This window comes from Arthrobacter sp. CDRTa11 (assembly GCF_026427775.1).
Lineage (GTDB): Bacteria > Actinomycetota > Actinomycetes > Actinomycetales > Micrococcaceae > Arthrobacter.
This window is the reverse complement of sequence record NZ_CP044532.1, coordinates 2275597-2292396: the sequence shown is the minus strand read 5'-3', so window position 1 is coordinate 2292396 and position 16800 is coordinate 2275597. Positions and strand designations below refer to the sequence as shown.

Sequence of the window (16800 nt, the reverse complement as noted above, 5' to 3'; positions counted from 1 at the left end):
TCAACTATTCGGAGCAGGACAACCATGACCACAGAACCCGTTACCGCCATTGCCAGCGGTTTCCAACCGTCCGAAGCCGTGCTGCGCGTGCAGCGCACGTCGCTGCGGGTGCAGCAGCCCCAGTCAAAGGGGGATCTGGTCTCCCTGGCCATGGGCGAGCCGGACTTCGATACGCCGGCACAGGTTCGAGCTGCTGCTGTGAAGGCCCTGGAGGAGGGCCACACCCACTACTCGCCGTTGCTCGGCGAGCCGGAACTCCGCGAGGAGCTGGCTGCCCGTATCGGCCGGCTCCTCGGCGGGGTGGCCAGCTCCAGCGACGTGCTGATTACCCAGGGAGGGACGGCGGGACTTGCCGCCGCCATCCTTGGCATCGTCAACCCGGGCGACAGGGTGGTCATCCCTGACCCTACGTACTCCCTCTACGCCGACCTGGTCAGCATGGCCGGGGGCACGATCGTGCCTGTCCCGCTGGCGGACGACCTGCATTGGGACCTGCCATTGCTGGCCGAAGCTCTTCAGGGAGCCAAGATGTTTGTCTTCTGCAACCCTTCCAATCCCACCGGGATTGTTCATTCGAGGGCTGAGCTGGAAACCCTGGCGGATATGGTCGCAGGTACCGAGACCCTGGTGCTCTCCGATGAGGCCTACAGCGACCTGGTCTACACTTCCGATCCCTTTGTCTCGGCCCTGGAAATTCCCGGTCTGGCAGACCGGACCATCTACTGCCAGACCTTCTCCAAGAGCTATGCCATGACGGGCTGGCGGGTCGGGTATCTGTGGGGACCGTCCAACGTCATCAGGGCAGCGGCCCGCGTACACAATACGTTTAACGGGTCCATGAACACGGCGGTGCAGCTCGCAGCGCTCACGGCCCTGCGGACCTGCGGCCCTGATATTGAGCGGATGCACGCTTCCTACTCCTTGCGCCGTGAGCTGATGGTCGCGGGTCTGGTCCGCGTCCCAGGATTGACGGTGAGCTCGCCGGAGGGCGCGTTTTATCTGTTCCCCAAGTACGACGTCGATATGCCGGCGGCAGAGATGGTGGCACACCTGCGGACCTTCGGCGTAGCAGTCCGCCCGGGAAGCGAGTTCGGCCGCAACGGTGAGTTCCACCTGCGCCTGTCATACGCAGCCAGCGCTGAAGCCATCACGCTGGGCGTTGAACGGCTCGCCGCGGGCCTCACGGCGCTCAGGTAAAGCGCATGCAGGTCATGGATCCTAGTGCCGGGTTACGACTCGACACTCAGCGCAACCGTTCCCTTTTGGTCAGTGCCGCCGGTCGCCTCTTTGGTGCCGGCGGCACTGCCACTATGTCGGAGGTTGCGGCAGCAGCCGGAATTTCAACTGCCACTGCATACCGGCACTTCGCCTCGGTAGAGGACGTCCTGGCTGCCTACCGTTTCGAGGTAGGTCGCGAACTCCTGGCCTACAGCGGGGCCCAGGAAGTCCATGGATCGGAGCTGCTGCAGTGTGTGTGCCGTAAATGGGTTGAGCTCGTCGTCCAGCATGGTGCTTCGATGATCCACACCCGCTCCGCCGACGGCTATCTCGCCAGAATCCGGAATGGAGCCTACTACCTGACAGTCCAGGCAGAGGCCCTGCGGCGACCAATCGACGAGGCCTGCCTGGAGCTGGGGACCGGGCCCTTGGGCGATGAAGGCCTGTTTCTTTGGAACGTCTTCTTCGATCCCCGGGAAATTTTTGACCTGATCGACAGTGTCGGGCTCACGACGGATCAGGTCGCACGGCGCCTCACAAGAACCTTTACCGGCGCCCTTCAAGGCTGGAAACCGGACAACCCCTAAACTAGGGAGGTAACGAAAGGGTGCTGAACCATGCGTAGTGATACACAGCGCAACCGCAGACAACTGATCAAAGCTGCCGGGCAGCTCTACGCTGCCCGGCGCGGAGCGATCAGCATGACAGACGTCGCGAAGCAGGCGGAGATATCCACGGCAACCGCCTACAGGCACTTCGCTTCAGTTGAGGAAGTCCTCGCCGAATACCGCTTCGGCGTCGGCGAGAAACTGCGTGACTTCAGCCTTAAGCAGGAATCTTCCGGAGTGGCCTTGCTGGAGGCTGTCAGCAGGAAGTGGGTGGAGCTGGTGGTCCGCCACGGCGGAGCGATGTTGTATACGCGTTCCGGCGAGGGCTATCTGGCCCGGCTGCGCAAGGGGACTTTCTACCTGACGGTCCAGGCTGACGCCCTGGAGCGGCCGCTGCGGGAAACCTGCGAAGAACTGGGCTTCGAACCCCTCGGCGATGAAGCCCTCTTCCTGTGGAATATCCTTTTCGATCCCCGCGAAATCCTCGACCTGATCAACACCGTGGGACTGACCAAGGACCAGGCGTCGCACCGCCTCGTTGCGGCTCTTAAGGGTGCGATGTCTGGCTGGAGTGAGGACCGCAAGCAAGCGGCAAGCTAAGTCAGCGAGCGCAAAACTCGGACATCTGTTTTTCAACCGCGCCGCAGGAGCTCGCGGAACCGGTCAGCTGTCATATTCGCCGCGGCTGCCAGACGGAACACGTCGCATTCGCCGTTCTTCAGGGCTTCTTGGGCGGCCAACAGCAGTTGCTTTTCTGCCCGTGCTTTCTCCTCGATAGCAGCGGCCAGCTTGGAATTGATCGCGGCGAGCCGATCCAAATGCACGCGGGCTGAGGTGCCGGTGAACTCGACATGAAGCATGCTCCCAGCAACCCTTTTGACGTCGATGGCCTTCATTCCGGTAATTTCGGCGATGGCCCTGGCGGGAACCCGGTCTGCAAGGGCCATTGCGGCCGCCTCATTGCGGCGAATGAGGAGCGAGCGGATATCGCTGGCAATGCGTGCAAGCGAAGTGCGGGTCTCCGTCAGGTGGCGTTCGAGGGCGCCTGACCTCATCCGGCGTGCGTCTGCCAGTTGCGCGTCACTCCGCCGTTTTTCTGCAGGCTGGCGCCGGGGTCGCTCCTCAAGTCTGTACACCATGGCCTGTGATTCTTCCGAACGGTTCGAGCAGGGTCCATTCGACTGGATCGTTCGAGTAAGCAGGCATGAGGCTGCCTTCCAGCACCGGCGAGGGGGGACCTTCTTCCCCGCCGGGTAGCCAAAGCCCGCTCAAGGGGCAGTGGCTTCCCGTCCGGGCGGTGAGCCGGTTACGGGGTTGTCGGGGTATTGTCACTTGCTGGTTGGAACGCAACATTAGTCAGCTCCCTGCATAGCACTGGGTGTAAAAGAGATCAGGACTTTTCCGGAGAGCCGGGAGTCCTTGGCCGTGCTGAAGGCTTCGAGGGATTCGTTGAAGGGGTATTCGTGGGTGATCACTGGATCAACGAATAGGCTGCCGTCGGCAAGGGCAACTAGAACGTCGTCGATTTCGGAATTGAAGCGGAATGAGCCCAGGAGTTCGAGTTCCCTGGTGATTGCCAGGGATATGGCAATAGGTTGTTCTCCGGTGGGCAACAGCCCCACCATCACTACTTTCCCGCCCCGCATGGTTCCACGGATGGCCGAATTAAGGCCGCGGTAGTTCCCCGAGGACTCCACCGTGATGTCGGCCTCGACGGCGGCAATGGCCTCGGAGTCAGTTGCCAGAATCGTGTGGGTGGCACCGACGCTTCGTGCAATTGCCAAGGGCTCTTCATGCAGGTCCACGGCAGTGATTTCGGCCGCTCCGGCCCTTTTGAGCACTGCAACCGCCAGAGAGCCGATGGGTCCGCTGCCGATGACAAGTGCGCGTTTTCCAGCGACGTCTCCGGCGCGGGCGACGGCATGCCAGGCGACGCTGGCAGGTTCAGCTAAAGCGGCGGTCCGGAGCGAAAGTCCTTCGGGCAGCGGGCGAAGCATCCGGGCCGGCAGGACCGCTAACTGGCTGAAGGCGCCCTGCGTGTGGGGGTAGCGTGCCGCGCTGCCCAAATATGTGCAGCCGGGTGACAGGTTTGGACGGTCCTCAGGGTAGCGCACGCCCGTACCCCCAGGCGTGGCCGGATGGACGGCGACTCTCGTTCCGGCGGCGGGCCCGTGGCCGTTCGCCGCAGCAACCTTTACCATGCCCACGACCTCATGGCCCAGGATCAACGGCTGCCGAAGGACTGACTCACCTGCCGCACCATGAAGCCAGTAATGCAGATCCGACCCGCAGATCCCGCCGTAGGCGATCTCGACGACGGCTTCATCCGGGTGCGGTTCCGCCGGCTGTATTGGATCGAGGCGCAGGTCTCCCACTCCGTGCACAACGAGTGCGCAGCCGTGAGTCGCTTTAGTGGTGGCAGTGGCGTCAGCGGTCGTCATCCTCAGACCACCGCCGTCATGCCGCCATCGATGAAGATGGTTTGACCGTTCACGTAGTCCGAGCCGCGGGACGCGAGCCATTGCACCGGCCCCGTCAGGTCACCGACGGTCCCCCATCGCCCCGCAGGTGTGCGCTTGCAAATCCAGGAATTGAACTCCACGTCGTCCACGAGCGGCTGGGTCATCTCCGTATGGATGTAGCCCGGTGCGACTGCATTGATCTGCAGGCCCGAGGCCGCCCATTCGGCCGCCATTGCCCTGGTGAGGTTTCGAATGCCGCCCTTCGCCGCCGTATAGGCGCCAATGGTAGGACGTGCCAGATCCGACTGCACCGAACCGATGTTGATGATCTTGCCTCGTCCCCGAGGCACCATGCGCCGCGCCACTTCTCTGCCGACAAGGAACGCGCTGGTGAGGTCCGTGGAGATGACACGGTTCCAGTCTTCTACGGCCAGTTCCAGCAGTGGGACGCGGTGCTGGATGCCGGCGTTGTTGACGAGGATGTCCACATCACCAAAGTTTTCTTCGATCTCGGCAATGCCGCGCGCAACCGACGATTCATCGGTGATGTCAAAGGCGACGGCCCCGATTTTTTTGCTTCCGAACCGGGCTATAAATGACTTGCGTGCCTGCGCCAGGCGCTCCGGATCCAGTCCGTGGAGGACGACGGCAGCACCGGCGGCAGCAAGCCCCGCGGCCAGTGCGTTGCCGATGCCGCGACTTGAACCGGTGACGAGCGCAGTGCTGCCCGTCAGATCAAAAGGACTGGACTCCATGGGGGATTCCTTATCGTATTCGCGACGGCATCGATGCCTCGCTACGGGTGTTGGGCTTGTTTCCAGCGTAAGAGGGTCCGGGTCAGAAAGCAAGAAACTTTTCGCATTTGTTAGATGATTCGCGTTTTGCAGGCAGGCTCGCCGGCGCGCCGGTCTTCACGTTGGCAGCAGTGACTTACTTCACAAAAAACCATTGACACGAAGACTTGACAGTGAGACGCTCTTCTCAAGTAAGAATTTCTTCGTGTTTCCATTGCCAAGCACTGCCAGTGAGAAAAGAGACTCCCCATGCACCCCATAAGCTGGAGCCGCCCCGAGGACGTCGAGCGTATTGAACTGAAGGAAGGAGGAACCGAATTCAGTCATCGGCTGATCACCGAAAAACTGCACGGTTCTTCGTTCTCCTTCCACATCACGCACATCGCCCCATATTTTGAGCACACTGCCAAGGGGGACGGAGAGCACGAATCCGTGCTCTACTGCCTGCACGGCAGCTCAACACAGACACTGCCGGATGGAACAACGCACGAGTTCCGCCCGGGAGACGCCATGTATCTTCCCCGGGAACACACCTACGAACACAAAGTAGGCAGTTCCGGGCTCGTCTTCGCAGTCGCCTGCACCCCATCACGATGACAGCACCGGCAGCCCACCGTCCCTCGAAAATGGTCGCCGCCGACGAGGTTATGCCTGCCACAGCGAAGGTGCGCAGGCGGCCCAGGCGACAGCGCGTGGCCTACCTGTTCCTGCTTCCGTGGCTTCTGGGCATGGTGGTGATCACCCTCGGGCCGATGATTGCGTCCTTCTACTTGTCCCTCACGGATTACAACCTGATCGGACGGCAGAACTTTGTCGGTCTTGAGAACTACCAGCAGATGTTCACGAACGATGACCGTTTCATCTCATCACTGTGGGTAACTGCCCAATACGTTCTGATCTCGGTTCCGCTGCAGCTTGCCTTCGCACTCGGCCTTGCAGTCCTGCTGAACCAGGGCCTGCGTGGACTCTCCTTCTATCGCTCCGCCTACTACCTCCCTTCACTGCTCGGCAGCAGCGTTGCCATCGCCGTGCTGTGGCGACAGATATTTGGAGCGGAAGGCCTCTTCAACCAGGCACTTGGTCTCCTCGGGTTCAGCAACCTGCCCAACTGGATTTCCACACCTGAATGGGCGCTGGGAACAATCATGGTCCTCAACGTCTGGACATTTGGCGCGCCTATGCTGATCTTCCTTGCCGGCCTCCGACAGGTCCCCGTGGAGCTCCATGAGGCGGCAGCGATGGACGGAGCAGGGGTAGTGAGTAGGTTCTTCCGAATCACCCTGCCACTACTGAGCCCGGTCCTGTTCTTCAACCTGGTGCTCCAAATGATCAGCGCCTTCCAGACCTTCACCCAGGTCTACATCGTCAGCGGCGGAACCGGAGGACCCGTGGATTCAACCCTCTTCTACACGCTTTACCTCTACCAAAAGGCCTTCACCGAATTCGACATGGGATACGCCTCAGCCATGGCCTGGATTCTCCTCGCCATCACCGGCCTCTTCACATGGCTGGCCTTCGGGACTTCCAAATACTGGGTCCACTACTCCGGAGAGTGACATGACCAGCCAAACAAACATGATTCCCAAGGTTGCGCTCCTGCAGCCGCCAGGACGCGCACGCAAAAAGCCCACCTACCTGAGAAGGTTCGGTGCACACATCATCGTGAGCGGCTTGGGGCTGCTGATGCTCTACCCGCTCATTTGGATGCTGAGCAGCTCACTCAAGCCCACCGAAGCAATCTTTTCGGAACCGGGCCTTATCCCGGAGAACTTCACCCTGGACAACTACGTTCAGGGATGGAATGCACTCGGCCTCGACTTCGGAATCTTCGTAGCCAACTCCGCCGTGATCGCCGTCCTCTCCGTTGTCGGAAACCTCGTTTCCTGCTCGCTGGCGGCCTACGCCTTCGCCAGGCTCGAATTCCGATATAAAAAGGTGATGTTCGGCGCGATGCTGGCAACGCTGATGCTTCCCTTCCACGTTGTCCTCGTTCCGCAGTACATCCTTTTCCACTCGGCCGGCATGACTGACACGTTCTTTCCGCTGATCATCCCGAAGTTCCTAGCCGTTGACGCCTTCTTCATCTTCCTGATGGTCCAGTTCATCCGGGGCCTGCCCAAGGAATTGGATGACGCGGCCACGGTCGATGGGTGCTCAGCGGCCGGCGTTTTCTGGCGCATCATCCTGCCCCTAATGCGGCCCGCCCTCGCCGTCACGGCGGTCTTCACATTCATCTGGACATGGAATGACTTCCTCACCCCCCTGCTCTACCTGACCGACCAGGAACTGTTCACTGTGCCCCTGGCCCTGAATGCATTCTTGGACTCCGGCGGGGCCTCGGCATGGGGGCCACTGTTCGCCATGTCGATTCTGTCCGTTCTGCCCATCCTCGTAATTTTCATCATTTCCCAAAAACACCTCACCGAAGGCATCGCCACCAGCGGCCTGAAGTGATCACAGGCTGTTCCAACCCCAACCACCCACCCCCTCGCACCATGGAGAATGAAATGTCCTCAACTGTCACCCGCCGGAGTTTCCTCGGCTTCGGACTCGGCGCCGCCGCCGCGTTCGGAGTCGCCGGCTGCGCCGGATTCTCACCACAGGGCTCCAAGCCCTCCGGCAAACTCGAAGTCGGCATCTGGGGCGGCGCAGACCGCGCCAAGCTCTACCAGAGCGCCATCAACCTGTACACCAAGCGCAACGCTGACGTGCAAGCAACCCTCCAGTTCGCCGACAGCGCCCCGTACTTCGAACGTCTCACCACCTCGGCAGCTGCCGGCAACCTGCCCGACGTCTTCTGGATGACCGATACAAACATCGCCAGATACGCGGACGCCGGCGCACTGATGGACCTCAACAAGTACATCGGCGGCTCCATCAAGAAAGACGGAATCGGGGACGCCGGCGTGGACGCTGGCCGCAACCCTAAGGGCGTGTTCGGCCTCCCAACACATTTCAACAGCCAGGCAATCCTCACCGACAACGATGCGCTGGCAGCAAAAGGCGTCTCATTCTCCCAAGTAAAGACCTGGGACGACCTCGCAGCTGCGGCCAAACAGATGACCAACAGCGCCGAAGGCTACTACGGCCTCCTGGACCCGACACTCGGAACGAATCACCGCAGCTTCGAAGCCTGGGTCCGCCAAAGCGGTGCTGAACTGTTCACCGACGAGGGGAAGCTTGGTTTCGACGCAGCCGTCCTGGGCGATTGGTTCGCATACTGGGCAAAAATGCGCAAAGAAGGAACCATCCCTCCTGCAACAACCCAGACCGAATCCGATAGTGCGGGCTGGACCAGCGACCTTCTGGTTAAGTCCAAAGCAGCCATTCGGGTGGCCAGCGCATCACACCTGGGCGTCGTCAAGGGTCTCCGCCAAGGCAACATCGGACTCAACAGCTACCCTGTAAGGGCCGACGCCAGCAAGGACTGGTGGTTCTTCACCCCGATCCTGGTATGCGTCAGCGCGAAAACAGGCAACACGGACGCCGCGGCCGACATGGTCAACTTCTTCATCAACGACAAGGAAGCAGCCAGTCACACGCAGATAAGCATGGGAACACCCGCCGTGCCTGACGTCGCAAAGTCGCTGATTCCCAACCTCAAAGAAGACCAAGTGCTCGTCGTCAACCAAATCCTGCGCGAAATGGAACACCCCCGCCGCAGGGTCCCGCTGAAACCCGAAGGCTCGGACAAGCTGAACTCCGCCCTCACACGCATCGGCCAGGAAGTCGCCTTCGAAAAAACGTCAGTGTCCAACGGAGCCAGCGCAGTCATCGCCGATTCCGCACAGTACCTCAAATAATGAGCCCCCAACCTTCCAGCTCCCCGAAAGGAACAACCCGTATGAGCGATTTGACCACTGAAACAAACCTGAATATCAGCACCGCAGAGAGCGTATCCCTCGAAGGCACCCAGCGCTTCCAAATGAAGGAATACCTGACCCTCGGCCGGAAAATCGGAGGCCTCGCGGTCACCTACATTGGCCCGAACTTTCTCCGGCACTTCGGCGACTTCGTGGAAACAGACGTCCCGGCCCGCACGGTAAAGTACTGGACCCTCAAAGAATGGTCACTTGACGGGCCCATCACCCAAGCCCTCGCAGCACCATCACCCACTTCATCACTGGCATCCCTAATCCAGATCTTGGAATTAGGCCACGACGGTCCCGGACTCTTCAACGGCGAGTCCAACGTTCACTATCACACCTCCGACAAGGACGGCGCCCTCTGGACGCCTCACTGGTACGTCCGTGGCAATCGGCTCGGATTCGGCGCCCTCCCCGCAGGGGACGACGTCGGATGGGAACCAGGCGACCGGTTCTTCCTCTGATCTATTTTGGATTTGCTATCCACACGCTGAAATAACTGGAGATCGAATTTCGCAGTTGAAGCTGCCAGCCCGTACCGCTGGCAGCCTCAACTATGAGATCGAAAACATACTAAAAGGAGCAAGAGTAGATGAGTGGAGTAATTGTTGTCGGCGTTGATAGCAGCTCCAGCGGAGCGATTTCCCGGGAAGTCGCATCGGGAGGGTTCCAGTGGCAGCGCGCCCCTCTACCCTCCCGATGCAGCTTCTGTGGCGTTGTGCCACAGCCGGCTTCAGACTTCCGTCTACAGCTTCTTTAGCCTCGTTTCCAAGGTCGCCTCCGCCTTGTCAATCTGCTTGACCGTGGATTGACCGCTCGCATCCACCGCGATCGCTTCAGCGAGGGCAGTTTGTACCGCTTCGACCCGCTTCGGGGAATGCGCGTCCTGGTCCACAGCCCATCCCGCGTCGATCTGCACCCACAGGGCGGTCTTGTCCGGCACTGGTTGCGTGCCAACCACAGCACCGGGGAATTCGCTGTTCCAAGCCTCGATCCAGTCCACTCCAAAGTTTGGTGTCGTTGACAGCGAGCTTGAGTCGGAGAATGTTTGTGTATTCCGGTCGAATCCCACCTCCAGGGGAGTGCTCACTGACACTTGGATGCTGTCGAGGTCAGGGTTGTAGTGGTCGTAGTCATATTCGGTGAACTGCCAGTTCTCCGGCCATGTCTTTCCTCCCGGGCCCTCGTCAGGGGTGTTGATGAGCACGTTCCGAGCGATTTCGGTACCGGACGGCACGAGCAGTGAGTTCGGGTTTTCATATGCTGCCTCCACAGTGCACGAGCTCGTGTCGATCTTCTGGCACGCAGTGCCATCCGGATTCGATGGCCAGTACCAGTTGACGAGGTCAGGGTAGTCTTCCGCGTAGTGCTGTAGCCAGGTGTTGATGTTTGCCTGCGTATTCGTGAACCCCGTGCCGTCACCCGCCTTCAGCATGTCGTTGAATCGCTCGACATGCACCTTCTGATTTGGCACCGGCAGCGTGGCGCCATGCTTCGTACGGAATGACAACTCGAATCCCGCATACTCGTGATCGAGGAAGACGTTGTCAGTCACCTCGGACGCACGTCCGGAGTTGATGTAAACCGCCTCGGTTCCGGAGTCGAAGAGGTTGTGGTGGATGTTCATGGCCGACATCCCGTCGTCGAGGTAGATCGCCCATCGACGCGGACCGTCAATGTCCGCGAAGGTGTTGTAGGCTATCTCGTTGCCCAGGTACGTGAAGTCTCGGCCAGAGTAAATCGCTGCCTGGTCTGCGGCCGCCGTCACGACGTTCTCGAATCGGTTGTGAGTGATGAGCATATCGTTGCCGAAGATCTGCAGAGCCATTGTGGGCGTGTCATGTATGTAGTTGTGCGATGCCGTGTTGCCCACTCCGGCCAGGGTGATCGCGGGAGTGTAGTTCGCGAGAGTGAGTTTGGAGATGTTCCGGAACTCGTTGTGACTGACGATGTTATTGCCGCGTTCCAAGCTCTTCCGGTCGCCACCGGCGAGCCATACACCGCCACCGCCAAGGTCGTGGAAGGAGCTGTTCGCCACGTGATTATTGTGCCCACCGCGGCGGGTCTGATACTCGCCGAGAGCGGTCAACGTCTGGTTGTCTTCGCCAATCCTGATAGCGTCGAGGCTAAAGTTGGCGAACTCCGAGTTTTCAATTCGGCATGACTCACAATCAAACAGTTGTATCCCTACACCTGTACCGCCGTCGAACCTCAAATCATTGAATGATACACCGGCCACTCCCTCGAGCTTGAAGAAGGGCTCGCTGAGCGACGTCAACGATATCGACTTCCCGTCTACTGTGCCATCGGCAGGAAGGTAGTACAGCACGTTGTTGTCTTGCCACCGGTCGATGTAGTACTCGCCTGGGCTATCCAGCTCGTACAAGACATTTTGAGCAATGAGACTGTAAACGCCCCCTGAGCTGGTCGCTTTGTACATCGTGGGGTACTTGCTACGGAGGTTGTAACCATCATCGGCGGCGGAATATATCTGAACGTTCTCTGTGGCCCAATCTGTGCCAAAGAATCCACTCAGCCACCCGTCCGTCTCGTACTGCGAGTTGTCGACGTAGTAGGGGTCTCCTGCATTGGAGGAGTGCGGCGGTTGGTTGACCTGCTGCGTCCAGGTCGTCGGAGGACCCCACTTTAGAAAGCGCTCCTTTACGGCTGTGGAACCCGCATTGAAGATGGGTCCCGGCATCTGCAACATCTCGTCGTACGTTTTTGTAGAACTCGTCTTATCGGAGAAAAAATCGCGGGCGCCTTGCGGGGCGTATTTAACCGTTAGGTCAGCGCGAGTCATTTTCGCATCGCCATTCGGATACTGGGCAATCTTTTGTGTAACGCCTTCGACAAGGAGCTCGGGCGGAAGTGGCTGTTGCACCCAGTTGAACCCGTTCTTATAAATGTCGCCTGGCGCGATCCCAGCTGCGTCAAGATCGAGCGCATATATTTGGTCGCGCACCGAATCCTGCAGACGAGACGCCGACGAATACTGGGTTCCCGAGACATCTGCCAACTTATGGAAGCCGTCGGTGCTCAACGTACGAGCGCCGGTGAATTGGACCTCTTCACCCCGGTAGGAGGTGTAGGTGACGTAGGAGTTTTCAATGCCACTGAGCTTTGTCGTTTCCTCAACCTGATATACACCGCCCCGGATATAAACCACGCCTGGGGAAGCGGCTGACGTTTCTCCTGCCAGTAAATCCCGCGCTTCCGCGATCGACGACACCGGATCTTCGAAGGTACCCGCCGCATCCGGTGCGCCATCTGTCGCCACGAAGACAACGTGCTCCGGGGCGACCGCGGGGTCAGCTTCCTCCGCGGCCGCCGTTAAGGAAATCTTTGTGGCGGCGTTGGCAGGTTCTGTTTCGACGAGCTCTGTCATGGCAAGAGCTCCGGTGGCGAGGATGAAGGCTGTACTCATCCCGAGTAATCTTCGCCAAGGTCCAGAGCATTGAAGGATCAGGAACAACGGACATACCCCTTTCGCCTGAGGGTGCCGTCTTCGTTGACGGCTGGGACCAGCAGGCTATCGATCGAATGAAACATGGTGAAAGATACCTTATCTTACGTATTACGTTTAATGGCGATTTCAGAAGCGCCATTTTGCGCCCACCGCTGCAGGGAAGGGACAGCTGTCCTACTTTGGTTTTCTGGCCGGACACCATGCGAACCAATGGCCGGGACACGGACCTCACGATGGAATTCGTCGAAGGCGATATTCAGGCCGCCACGTATATTCCCGATTCCAGGGTGATGTGCAGCGGTCAGATCCCCGATCCCTGTGGCCATTAATGGAATAGCATTCTCCGCTAAGGGGGAACAGTGGGGTTGTCGGAACCAGCTGCAGCCCTGATATGTGTTGTTCTGGCACCACCATTGACGGTGATGGAGGACGCAGAATAGGCTGCGGGTCACACATATGACGTCTTATGCGGAGGATCCCGCGTTGCTGCGAATGAGGCTTCAGTCGCACACTGCCCCAAGCCAAAAGGGGAAGGTGTTATGCCCCTAAAACAACCAGTCAGGCGAAACCATGCAGCGCAACATCATTGACTCACACACGCACGTCTGGAACCGCTCGCGCCATCCCCAACCGTGGATTGATTCATCCATGTCGCCGATAAACCGGGACTTTTCGGCCGAGGATCTGCGGTCCGCACTCTCCGGCGTGGCATCTGCCGGACTACAGGTCTGCAAAGCCGTCATCGTGCAGGCTGTCAACTCCGATCAGGAGACCGATGACCTTCTTGCTGCCGCGTCAGAAGCTGGCATTGATGGCGTTGTGGGGTGGGTGGATGTGGCATCGGATGACCTTTCCGATGTCCTCGACCGCCGCCGTGCGGATCCAGCCGGGAAGCTGGTCGGCCTACGGCATCTGGCACACCTGGATCCGGACCCAGATTGGCTGGGCCGCAGCGATGTCGCCCGCGGCCTGACTACCATTGGCAACCATGGCCTGCCGTTCGACGTAGTTATCAGGCACTGGCAATTGTCCGCCGCATCGAAAGCCATCGCTTCCAAACCGGAAGTCAGCTTCGTCCTCAATCATCTGGGCAAGCCGCCCATCGCCTCCGGCGACCTGTCGGCCTGGTCTTCCGACCTGCGGGCCCTCGCGGACTGCCCGAATACCGTCGCCAAGCTCTCCGGACTTACCATCGAGGCCAACTGGAAGTCCTGGACCTATGAGGAGGTGGCCGCCGTTATGGATACCGCACTTGAGGCTTTCGGTGCTGACCGGCTCATGTTCGGTTCGGACTGGCCTCTCGTGCGGCTGACAGGCGGGTACCATTCGTGGCTTGAGACGTACTTGCAATGGTCGTCTTCGCTGTCCCCGAGCGAGCAGGAAGCCCTCGACCGGGGAACCGCGGCTGCTACCTACGGAATTGGATAGCGGGAAGCCGGAAAGGACATTAGCGGCCGCCGATGGGCGCCAGAGTCCCCGATTCGGTCGATTCTTAGTGCCGGCTTTTCCCGGCCACGGGCAAACGCCGCCGCTGCCATGAGCCTTCGATGTGGGAGCGCATGGCCGCCTCCGCTCCTGCTGAGTCACCGCTGGCGATCGCATCCAGGACCTGGCGGTGCTCGTCAATGGTCAGCTCGAAGGCGCGTTCCGGATCGCGGCCATGGTATCGCTGGCTCTCGACCGCCCGGTCACTCAACGAATGGGCGATGCTGGCAGCGAGACGGCTATCGGAAATCGCCATCACCAGACGGTGAAAATTAATGTCCGCCTGCCTGAAGGCAGACGGATCATCCAGGGCAAGTTCCATGGCACGCAGGGCTTTCCGCAGTTGATCAGCCTCTTCCACCGAGGCGCGGATTGCTGCGTCCCTCGCCATCAGGGACTCCAGGCTGGCCCGAACGGCACTGACTTCATCCAAAATGCCCAACGAGTCGTCGTGGTCAATCATCGCAGCCAGGACTGTCTCATCGGCAACGTCCCATGAGGATGTGGGATTCACTGTTGTACCCCGCCCCTGGGACACAGTGAGCAACCCTTTTTCCTCGACGCGCTTTATGGACTCCCGCAACACTGTTCGGCTGACGCCAAATTGCGCGGTCAGCGCCCCTTCTGCGGGCAGCAAATCGCCGGGCTTAAGGACACCCGTAACGATCACATCCACCAGGCTGCGCACTACCGCGACACCGAGCCTGGCAGCCGGCATTTTCGTCTCGAGATTAGGGATCCCCATGGAAACGACAGCTTGGCCCTCGGAAGGAGCCGAAAGTTCTGCGGTAGTCATAAATCGAGTCTACGTCAACGTATGTCGTACTACCTCTGCTCACCCTCGCAGACATATGATGTATGCTCTTTCCTAGTGATTCAATGACGAGATGCGAAGGCCAAAATGAAGATCATCGGCTACAGAAGCCTGACGACCGTGCATAACTGGGGGCGCCCTGTGGGGGACGTCAACGGGTTTGTCGAAGGAGGAATCACTGAGGTCCCAGTCCTCCTGGTCCTCACCGACGCTGGCCTTACGGGCGTGGGTCTCGGTCCCCACCCGGACATTGCCCGGGTATTTCCTGCCGTCGAAGGCGAAGACCCCCGCGCTGTGACATCTCTGTACGACCGCATGATCGCCAGGGTCTTCAAGTCAGGCCACGCCGGCACCACCTTCGGAACCATTGGTGCCCTGGACATGGCCCTCTGGGACCTAAAGGCCAAGATGGCAGAGGAACCGTTGTGGCGCACCCTCGGTGCCCGCGACCGCTTTGTCCCCGGATACGCCTCCGGTCTGGACATAGCACTCGATGACGAGTCACTTGTCCGCGTCTACCAGGGTTATGCCGACCGGGGCTTCTCCAGCGGAAAAATCAAAGGCGGAAGGGATCCCAGGACTGACATCGGCCGGCTTCGCGCCGTTGCCGATGTCCTGAGGCAGAATTCGCCAACACCTGCCCTTATGCTGGACGCCAATGAGGCGTGGACCCGCAAACAGGCCATCCGCTACGTCTGCGACGTGGAGTCCCAGATCCCGCTTGCTTGGATCGAAGAACCCGTTCGCCGATGGGATGCCGAGGGCCTGGCCATGGTCTCCCGCGGCGTCAAAGCATCTGTGGCCACGGGCGAGAATCTCGTTGGGCTTGAGCAATACCGCCCCCTTCTGGACGCAGGCGCCGTCGACGTGGTCCAGACCGGCATGGTGTGGGGCATTACCCACTTCCTCCGCGTGGCAACGATTGCGCACGCCAGGGACCTGCCCATTAGCCCGGTAGGGTACAACGGCAATCCCGTCGCCCACGCAGCGGCCGCAGTGCCCAACCACCTGACAACCGAAGTCCAGGACCTCAGCTTCCCGGATGGTCTTACCATCGACCAAACCATCGCCGACGGCGGCATCGTCCTCGGGGACGCCCCCGGGCTGGGTATCGAAGTCGACGAGGCCGCCATCGCCGCCATCGCCGAACGGTCCGGCTGGAAGAGCCCGGCAGGTCCTCACGTCCGGCCCGCGCGTGCCGGCCTGCAGCTGACCCCCTGAACTCCTACCCCCCAACAAAGAACAGAAGAAGGAACCGTGCCGTCGTCCCGGACTTCCCCAGAGCCAAACTCCTGAGCGAAAAGAGCATCCATGAAGTTCCAGCGCCGCAGTCCCATGGGCTACGAAACCCCTGCCGTTCTCATCGGGGACACCACCTATGACATCTCCTGCATCACCCCGGATATCGATGGTAAGTTCCTGTCCGGCACCGGCCCCGAAGCGGCCCAAAATGCCCTTGACGCCGGAAAGCTGGCTCCCCTGGAGGACCAGGATGCACGCGTGGGCGCACCCATCGCGCAGCCGACCAAAATTGTCTGCGTGGGCCTGAATTACCGGGACCACGCCGACGAGACCGGCGCCGAATACCCCACCGAGCCTGTGGTTTTCATGAAGGACCCTTCTACGATCATCGGCCCGTTCGACAGCGTGCCCATCCCCCGCGGGTCGGTCAAGACCGACTGGGAAGTCGAGCTCGGCATCGTCATTGGCAAGACCGCCCGATACCTCTCCGGTCCCGAGGAAGCCCACGACTACATCGCCGGGTACGTTCTCTCCCACGACGTTTCAGAGCGGGAGTTCCAGCTGGAACGCGGCGGCCAGTGGGTCAACGGCACCATGCGGCAGAACGGTTCCACCGCCAACCAAATCTTCAACGTCGCCCACATTGTGTGGTACCTGAGCCAGTTCATGGTCCTGCGCCCCGGAGATCTGGTCAACACCGGAACACCCGCGGGAGTCGCGCTGGGCCTGCCCGGTCAGCCCTACCTCACGGCTGGGGACGTCGTGGAACTTGAAATTGACGGGCTGGGCGCCTGCAGCCAGACCTTTGTCGCCGCAGATGTCTTCGATACCGTCTAAGCAGA

The 16800-nt window shown here is 60.2% G+C and carries 16 protein-coding genes; 11 read left to right on the top strand and 5 right to left on the bottom strand.

Annotated elements, in window-relative coordinates; all coding sequences use genetic code 11:
- Positions 1–24 precede the first annotated feature (24 nt).
- The 3 genes from F8G81_RS10340 to F8G81_RS10330 are packed head-to-tail and all read left to right on the top strand — an operon-like array spanning position 25 to position 2426.
- Entirely contained in the window at positions 25–1197 is a 1173-nt protein-coding gene (locus F8G81_RS10340) for a pyridoxal phosphate-dependent aminotransferase (RefSeq protein ID WP_267278878.1), read from the top strand.
- A 5-nt stretch (positions 1198–1202) separates the two neighbouring features.
- Positions 1203–1805 carry a TetR/AcrR family transcriptional regulator gene (locus tag F8G81_RS10335; protein ID WP_267278877.1) on the top strand — a complete coding sequence of 201 codons (603 nt, stop codon included), beginning with the start codon at positions 1203–1205 and terminating at the stop codon, positions 1803–1805.
- A 30-nt stretch (positions 1806–1835) separates the two neighbouring features.
- Entirely contained in the window at positions 1836–2426 is a 591-nt protein-coding gene (locus F8G81_RS10330; RefSeq protein ID WP_267278876.1) for a TetR/AcrR family transcriptional regulator, read from the top strand.
- 32 nt (positions 2427–2458) lie between these two features.
- Here the strand turns inward: F8G81_RS10330 and F8G81_RS10325 are convergent, their stop codons facing one another.
- From F8G81_RS10325 to F8G81_RS10315, 3 genes are all read right to left on the bottom strand, one after another.
- Entirely contained in the window at positions 2459–2965 is a 507-nt protein-coding gene (locus tag F8G81_RS10325) for a hypothetical protein (protein WP_267278875.1), read from the bottom strand.
- A 213-nt stretch (positions 2966–3178) separates the two neighbouring features.
- Positions 3179–4267 (bottom strand): L-idonate 5-dehydrogenase, encoded by a 1089-nt coding sequence (locus F8G81_RS10320; protein WP_267278874.1) that lies wholly within the window; start codon positions 4265–4267, stop codon positions 3179–3181.
- Between the two features lie 2 nt (positions 4268–4269).
- Entirely contained in the window at positions 4270–5043 is a 774-nt protein-coding gene (locus F8G81_RS10315; protein WP_267278873.1) for an SDR family oxidoreductase, read from the bottom strand.
- A gap of 288 nt (positions 5044–5331) precedes the next feature.
- Here F8G81_RS10315 and F8G81_RS10310 point away from each other — a divergent pair, with 288 nt between their 5' ends.
- From F8G81_RS10310 to F8G81_RS10290, 5 genes are read left to right on the top strand one after another with little or no spacing between them, the layout of a single operon-like run.
- Positions 5332–5679, top strand: a complete 348-nt coding sequence (locus F8G81_RS10310) for an ectoine synthase (protein ID WP_267278872.1) — start codon at positions 5332–5334, stop codon at positions 5677–5679.
- A gap of 29 nt (positions 5680–5708) precedes the next feature.
- On the top strand, positions 5709–6638 hold the full coding sequence (locus tag F8G81_RS10305; protein ID WP_416377139.1) for a carbohydrate ABC transporter permease: 930 nt from the start codon (positions 5709–5711) through the stop codon (positions 6636–6638).
- Between the two features lies 1 nt (position 6639).
- Entirely contained in the window at positions 6640–7536 is an 897-nt protein-coding gene (locus F8G81_RS10300; protein ID WP_267278871.1) for a carbohydrate ABC transporter permease, read from the top strand.
- 53 nt (positions 7537–7589) lie between these two features.
- On the top strand, positions 7590–8885 hold the full coding sequence (locus tag F8G81_RS10295) for an ABC transporter substrate-binding protein (RefSeq protein ID WP_267278870.1): 1296 nt from the start codon (positions 7590–7592) through the stop codon (positions 8883–8885).
- 41 nt (positions 8886–8926) lie between these two features.
- On the top strand, positions 8927–9412 hold the full coding sequence (locus F8G81_RS10290; RefSeq protein ID WP_267278869.1) for a hypothetical protein: 486 nt from the start codon (positions 8927–8929) through the stop codon (positions 9410–9412).
- A 281-nt stretch (positions 9413–9693) separates the two neighbouring features.
- On the opposite strand, the gene F8G81_RS10285 is transcribed toward F8G81_RS10290, so the two are convergent.
- Positions 9694–12375 carry a right-handed parallel beta-helix repeat-containing protein gene (locus F8G81_RS10285; RefSeq protein WP_267278868.1) on the bottom strand — a complete coding sequence of 894 codons (2682 nt, stop codon included), beginning with the start codon at positions 12373–12375 and terminating at the stop codon, positions 9694–9696.
- 612 nt (positions 12376–12987) lie between these two features.
- On the opposite strand from F8G81_RS10285, the gene F8G81_RS10280 reads away from it, so the two are divergent.
- Complete coding sequence (locus F8G81_RS10280; RefSeq protein ID WP_267278867.1) at positions 12988–13845, top strand: amidohydrolase family protein; 858 nt, start codon at positions 12988–12990, stop codon at positions 13843–13845.
- 64 nt (positions 13846–13909) lie between these two features.
- Here F8G81_RS10280 and F8G81_RS10275 read toward each other — a convergent pair whose 3' ends face one another.
- On the bottom strand, positions 13910–14698 hold the full coding sequence (locus F8G81_RS10275) for a FadR/GntR family transcriptional regulator (RefSeq protein WP_267278866.1): 789 nt from the start codon (positions 14696–14698) through the stop codon (positions 13910–13912).
- 138 nt (positions 14699–14836) lie between these two features.
- Here F8G81_RS10275 and F8G81_RS10270 point away from each other — a divergent pair, with 138 nt between their 5' ends.
- Positions 14837–15937, top strand: coding sequence for a mandelate racemase/muconate lactonizing enzyme family protein (locus F8G81_RS10270; RefSeq protein ID WP_267278865.1), 1101 nt, complete (start codon positions 14837–14839; stop codon positions 15935–15937).
- 90 nt (positions 15938–16027) lie between these two features.
- Positions 16028–16795, top strand: coding sequence for a fumarylacetoacetate hydrolase family protein (locus F8G81_RS10265; protein ID WP_267278864.1), 768 nt, complete (start codon positions 16028–16030; stop codon positions 16793–16795).
- Positions 16796–16800 lie beyond the last annotated feature (5 nt).

Coding starts and splice junctions, on each gene's coding strand:
- F8G81_RS10320 (WP_267278874.1), bottom strand. CDS start 4,267: ATGACGACCGCTGACGCCACTGCCACCACTAAAGCGACTCACGGCTGC.
- F8G81_RS10315 (WP_267278873.1), bottom strand. CDS start 5,043: ATGGAGTCCAGTCCTTTTGATCTGACGGGCAGCACTGCGCTCGTCACC.
- F8G81_RS10290 (WP_267278869.1), top strand. CDS start 8,927: ATGAGCGATTTGACCACTGAAACAAACCTGAATATCAGCACCGCAGAG.
- F8G81_RS10335 (WP_267278877.1), top strand. CDS start 1,203: ATGCAGGTCATGGATCCTAGTGCCGGGTTACGACTCGACACTCAGCGC.
- F8G81_RS10330 (WP_267278876.1), top strand. CDS start 1,836: ATGCGTAGTGATACACAGCGCAACCGCAGACAACTGATCAAAGCTGCC.
- F8G81_RS10300 (WP_267278871.1), top strand. CDS start 6,640: ATGACCAGCCAAACAAACATGATTCCCAAGGTTGCGCTCCTGCAGCCG.
- F8G81_RS10265 (WP_267278864.1), top strand. CDS start 16,028: ATGAAGTTCCAGCGCCGCAGTCCCATGGGCTACGAAACCCCTGCCGTT.
- F8G81_RS10295 (WP_267278870.1), top strand. CDS start 7,590: ATGTCCTCAACTGTCACCCGCCGGAGTTTCCTCGGCTTCGGACTCGGC.
- F8G81_RS10340 (WP_267278878.1), top strand. CDS start 25: ATGACCACAGAACCCGTTACCGCCATTGCCAGCGGTTTCCAACCGTCC.
- F8G81_RS10285 (WP_267278868.1), bottom strand. CDS start 12,375: ATGAGTACAGCCTTCATCCTCGCCACCGGAGCTCTTGCCATGACAGAG.
- F8G81_RS10275 (WP_267278866.1), bottom strand. CDS start 14,698: ATGACTACCGCAGAACTTTCGGCTCCTTCCGAGGGCCAAGCTGTCGTT.
- F8G81_RS10325 (WP_267278875.1), bottom strand. CDS start 2,965: ATGGTGTACAGACTTGAGGAGCGACCCCGGCGCCAGCCTGCAGAAAAA.
- F8G81_RS10310 (WP_267278872.1), top strand. CDS start 5,332: ATGCACCCCATAAGCTGGAGCCGCCCCGAGGACGTCGAGCGTATTGAA.
- F8G81_RS10280 (WP_267278867.1), top strand. CDS start 12,988: ATGCAGCGCAACATCATTGACTCACACACGCACGTCTGGAACCGCTCG.
- F8G81_RS10305 (WP_416377139.1), top strand. CDS start 5,709: ATGGTCGCCGCCGACGAGGTTATGCCTGCCACAGCGAAGGTGCGCAGG.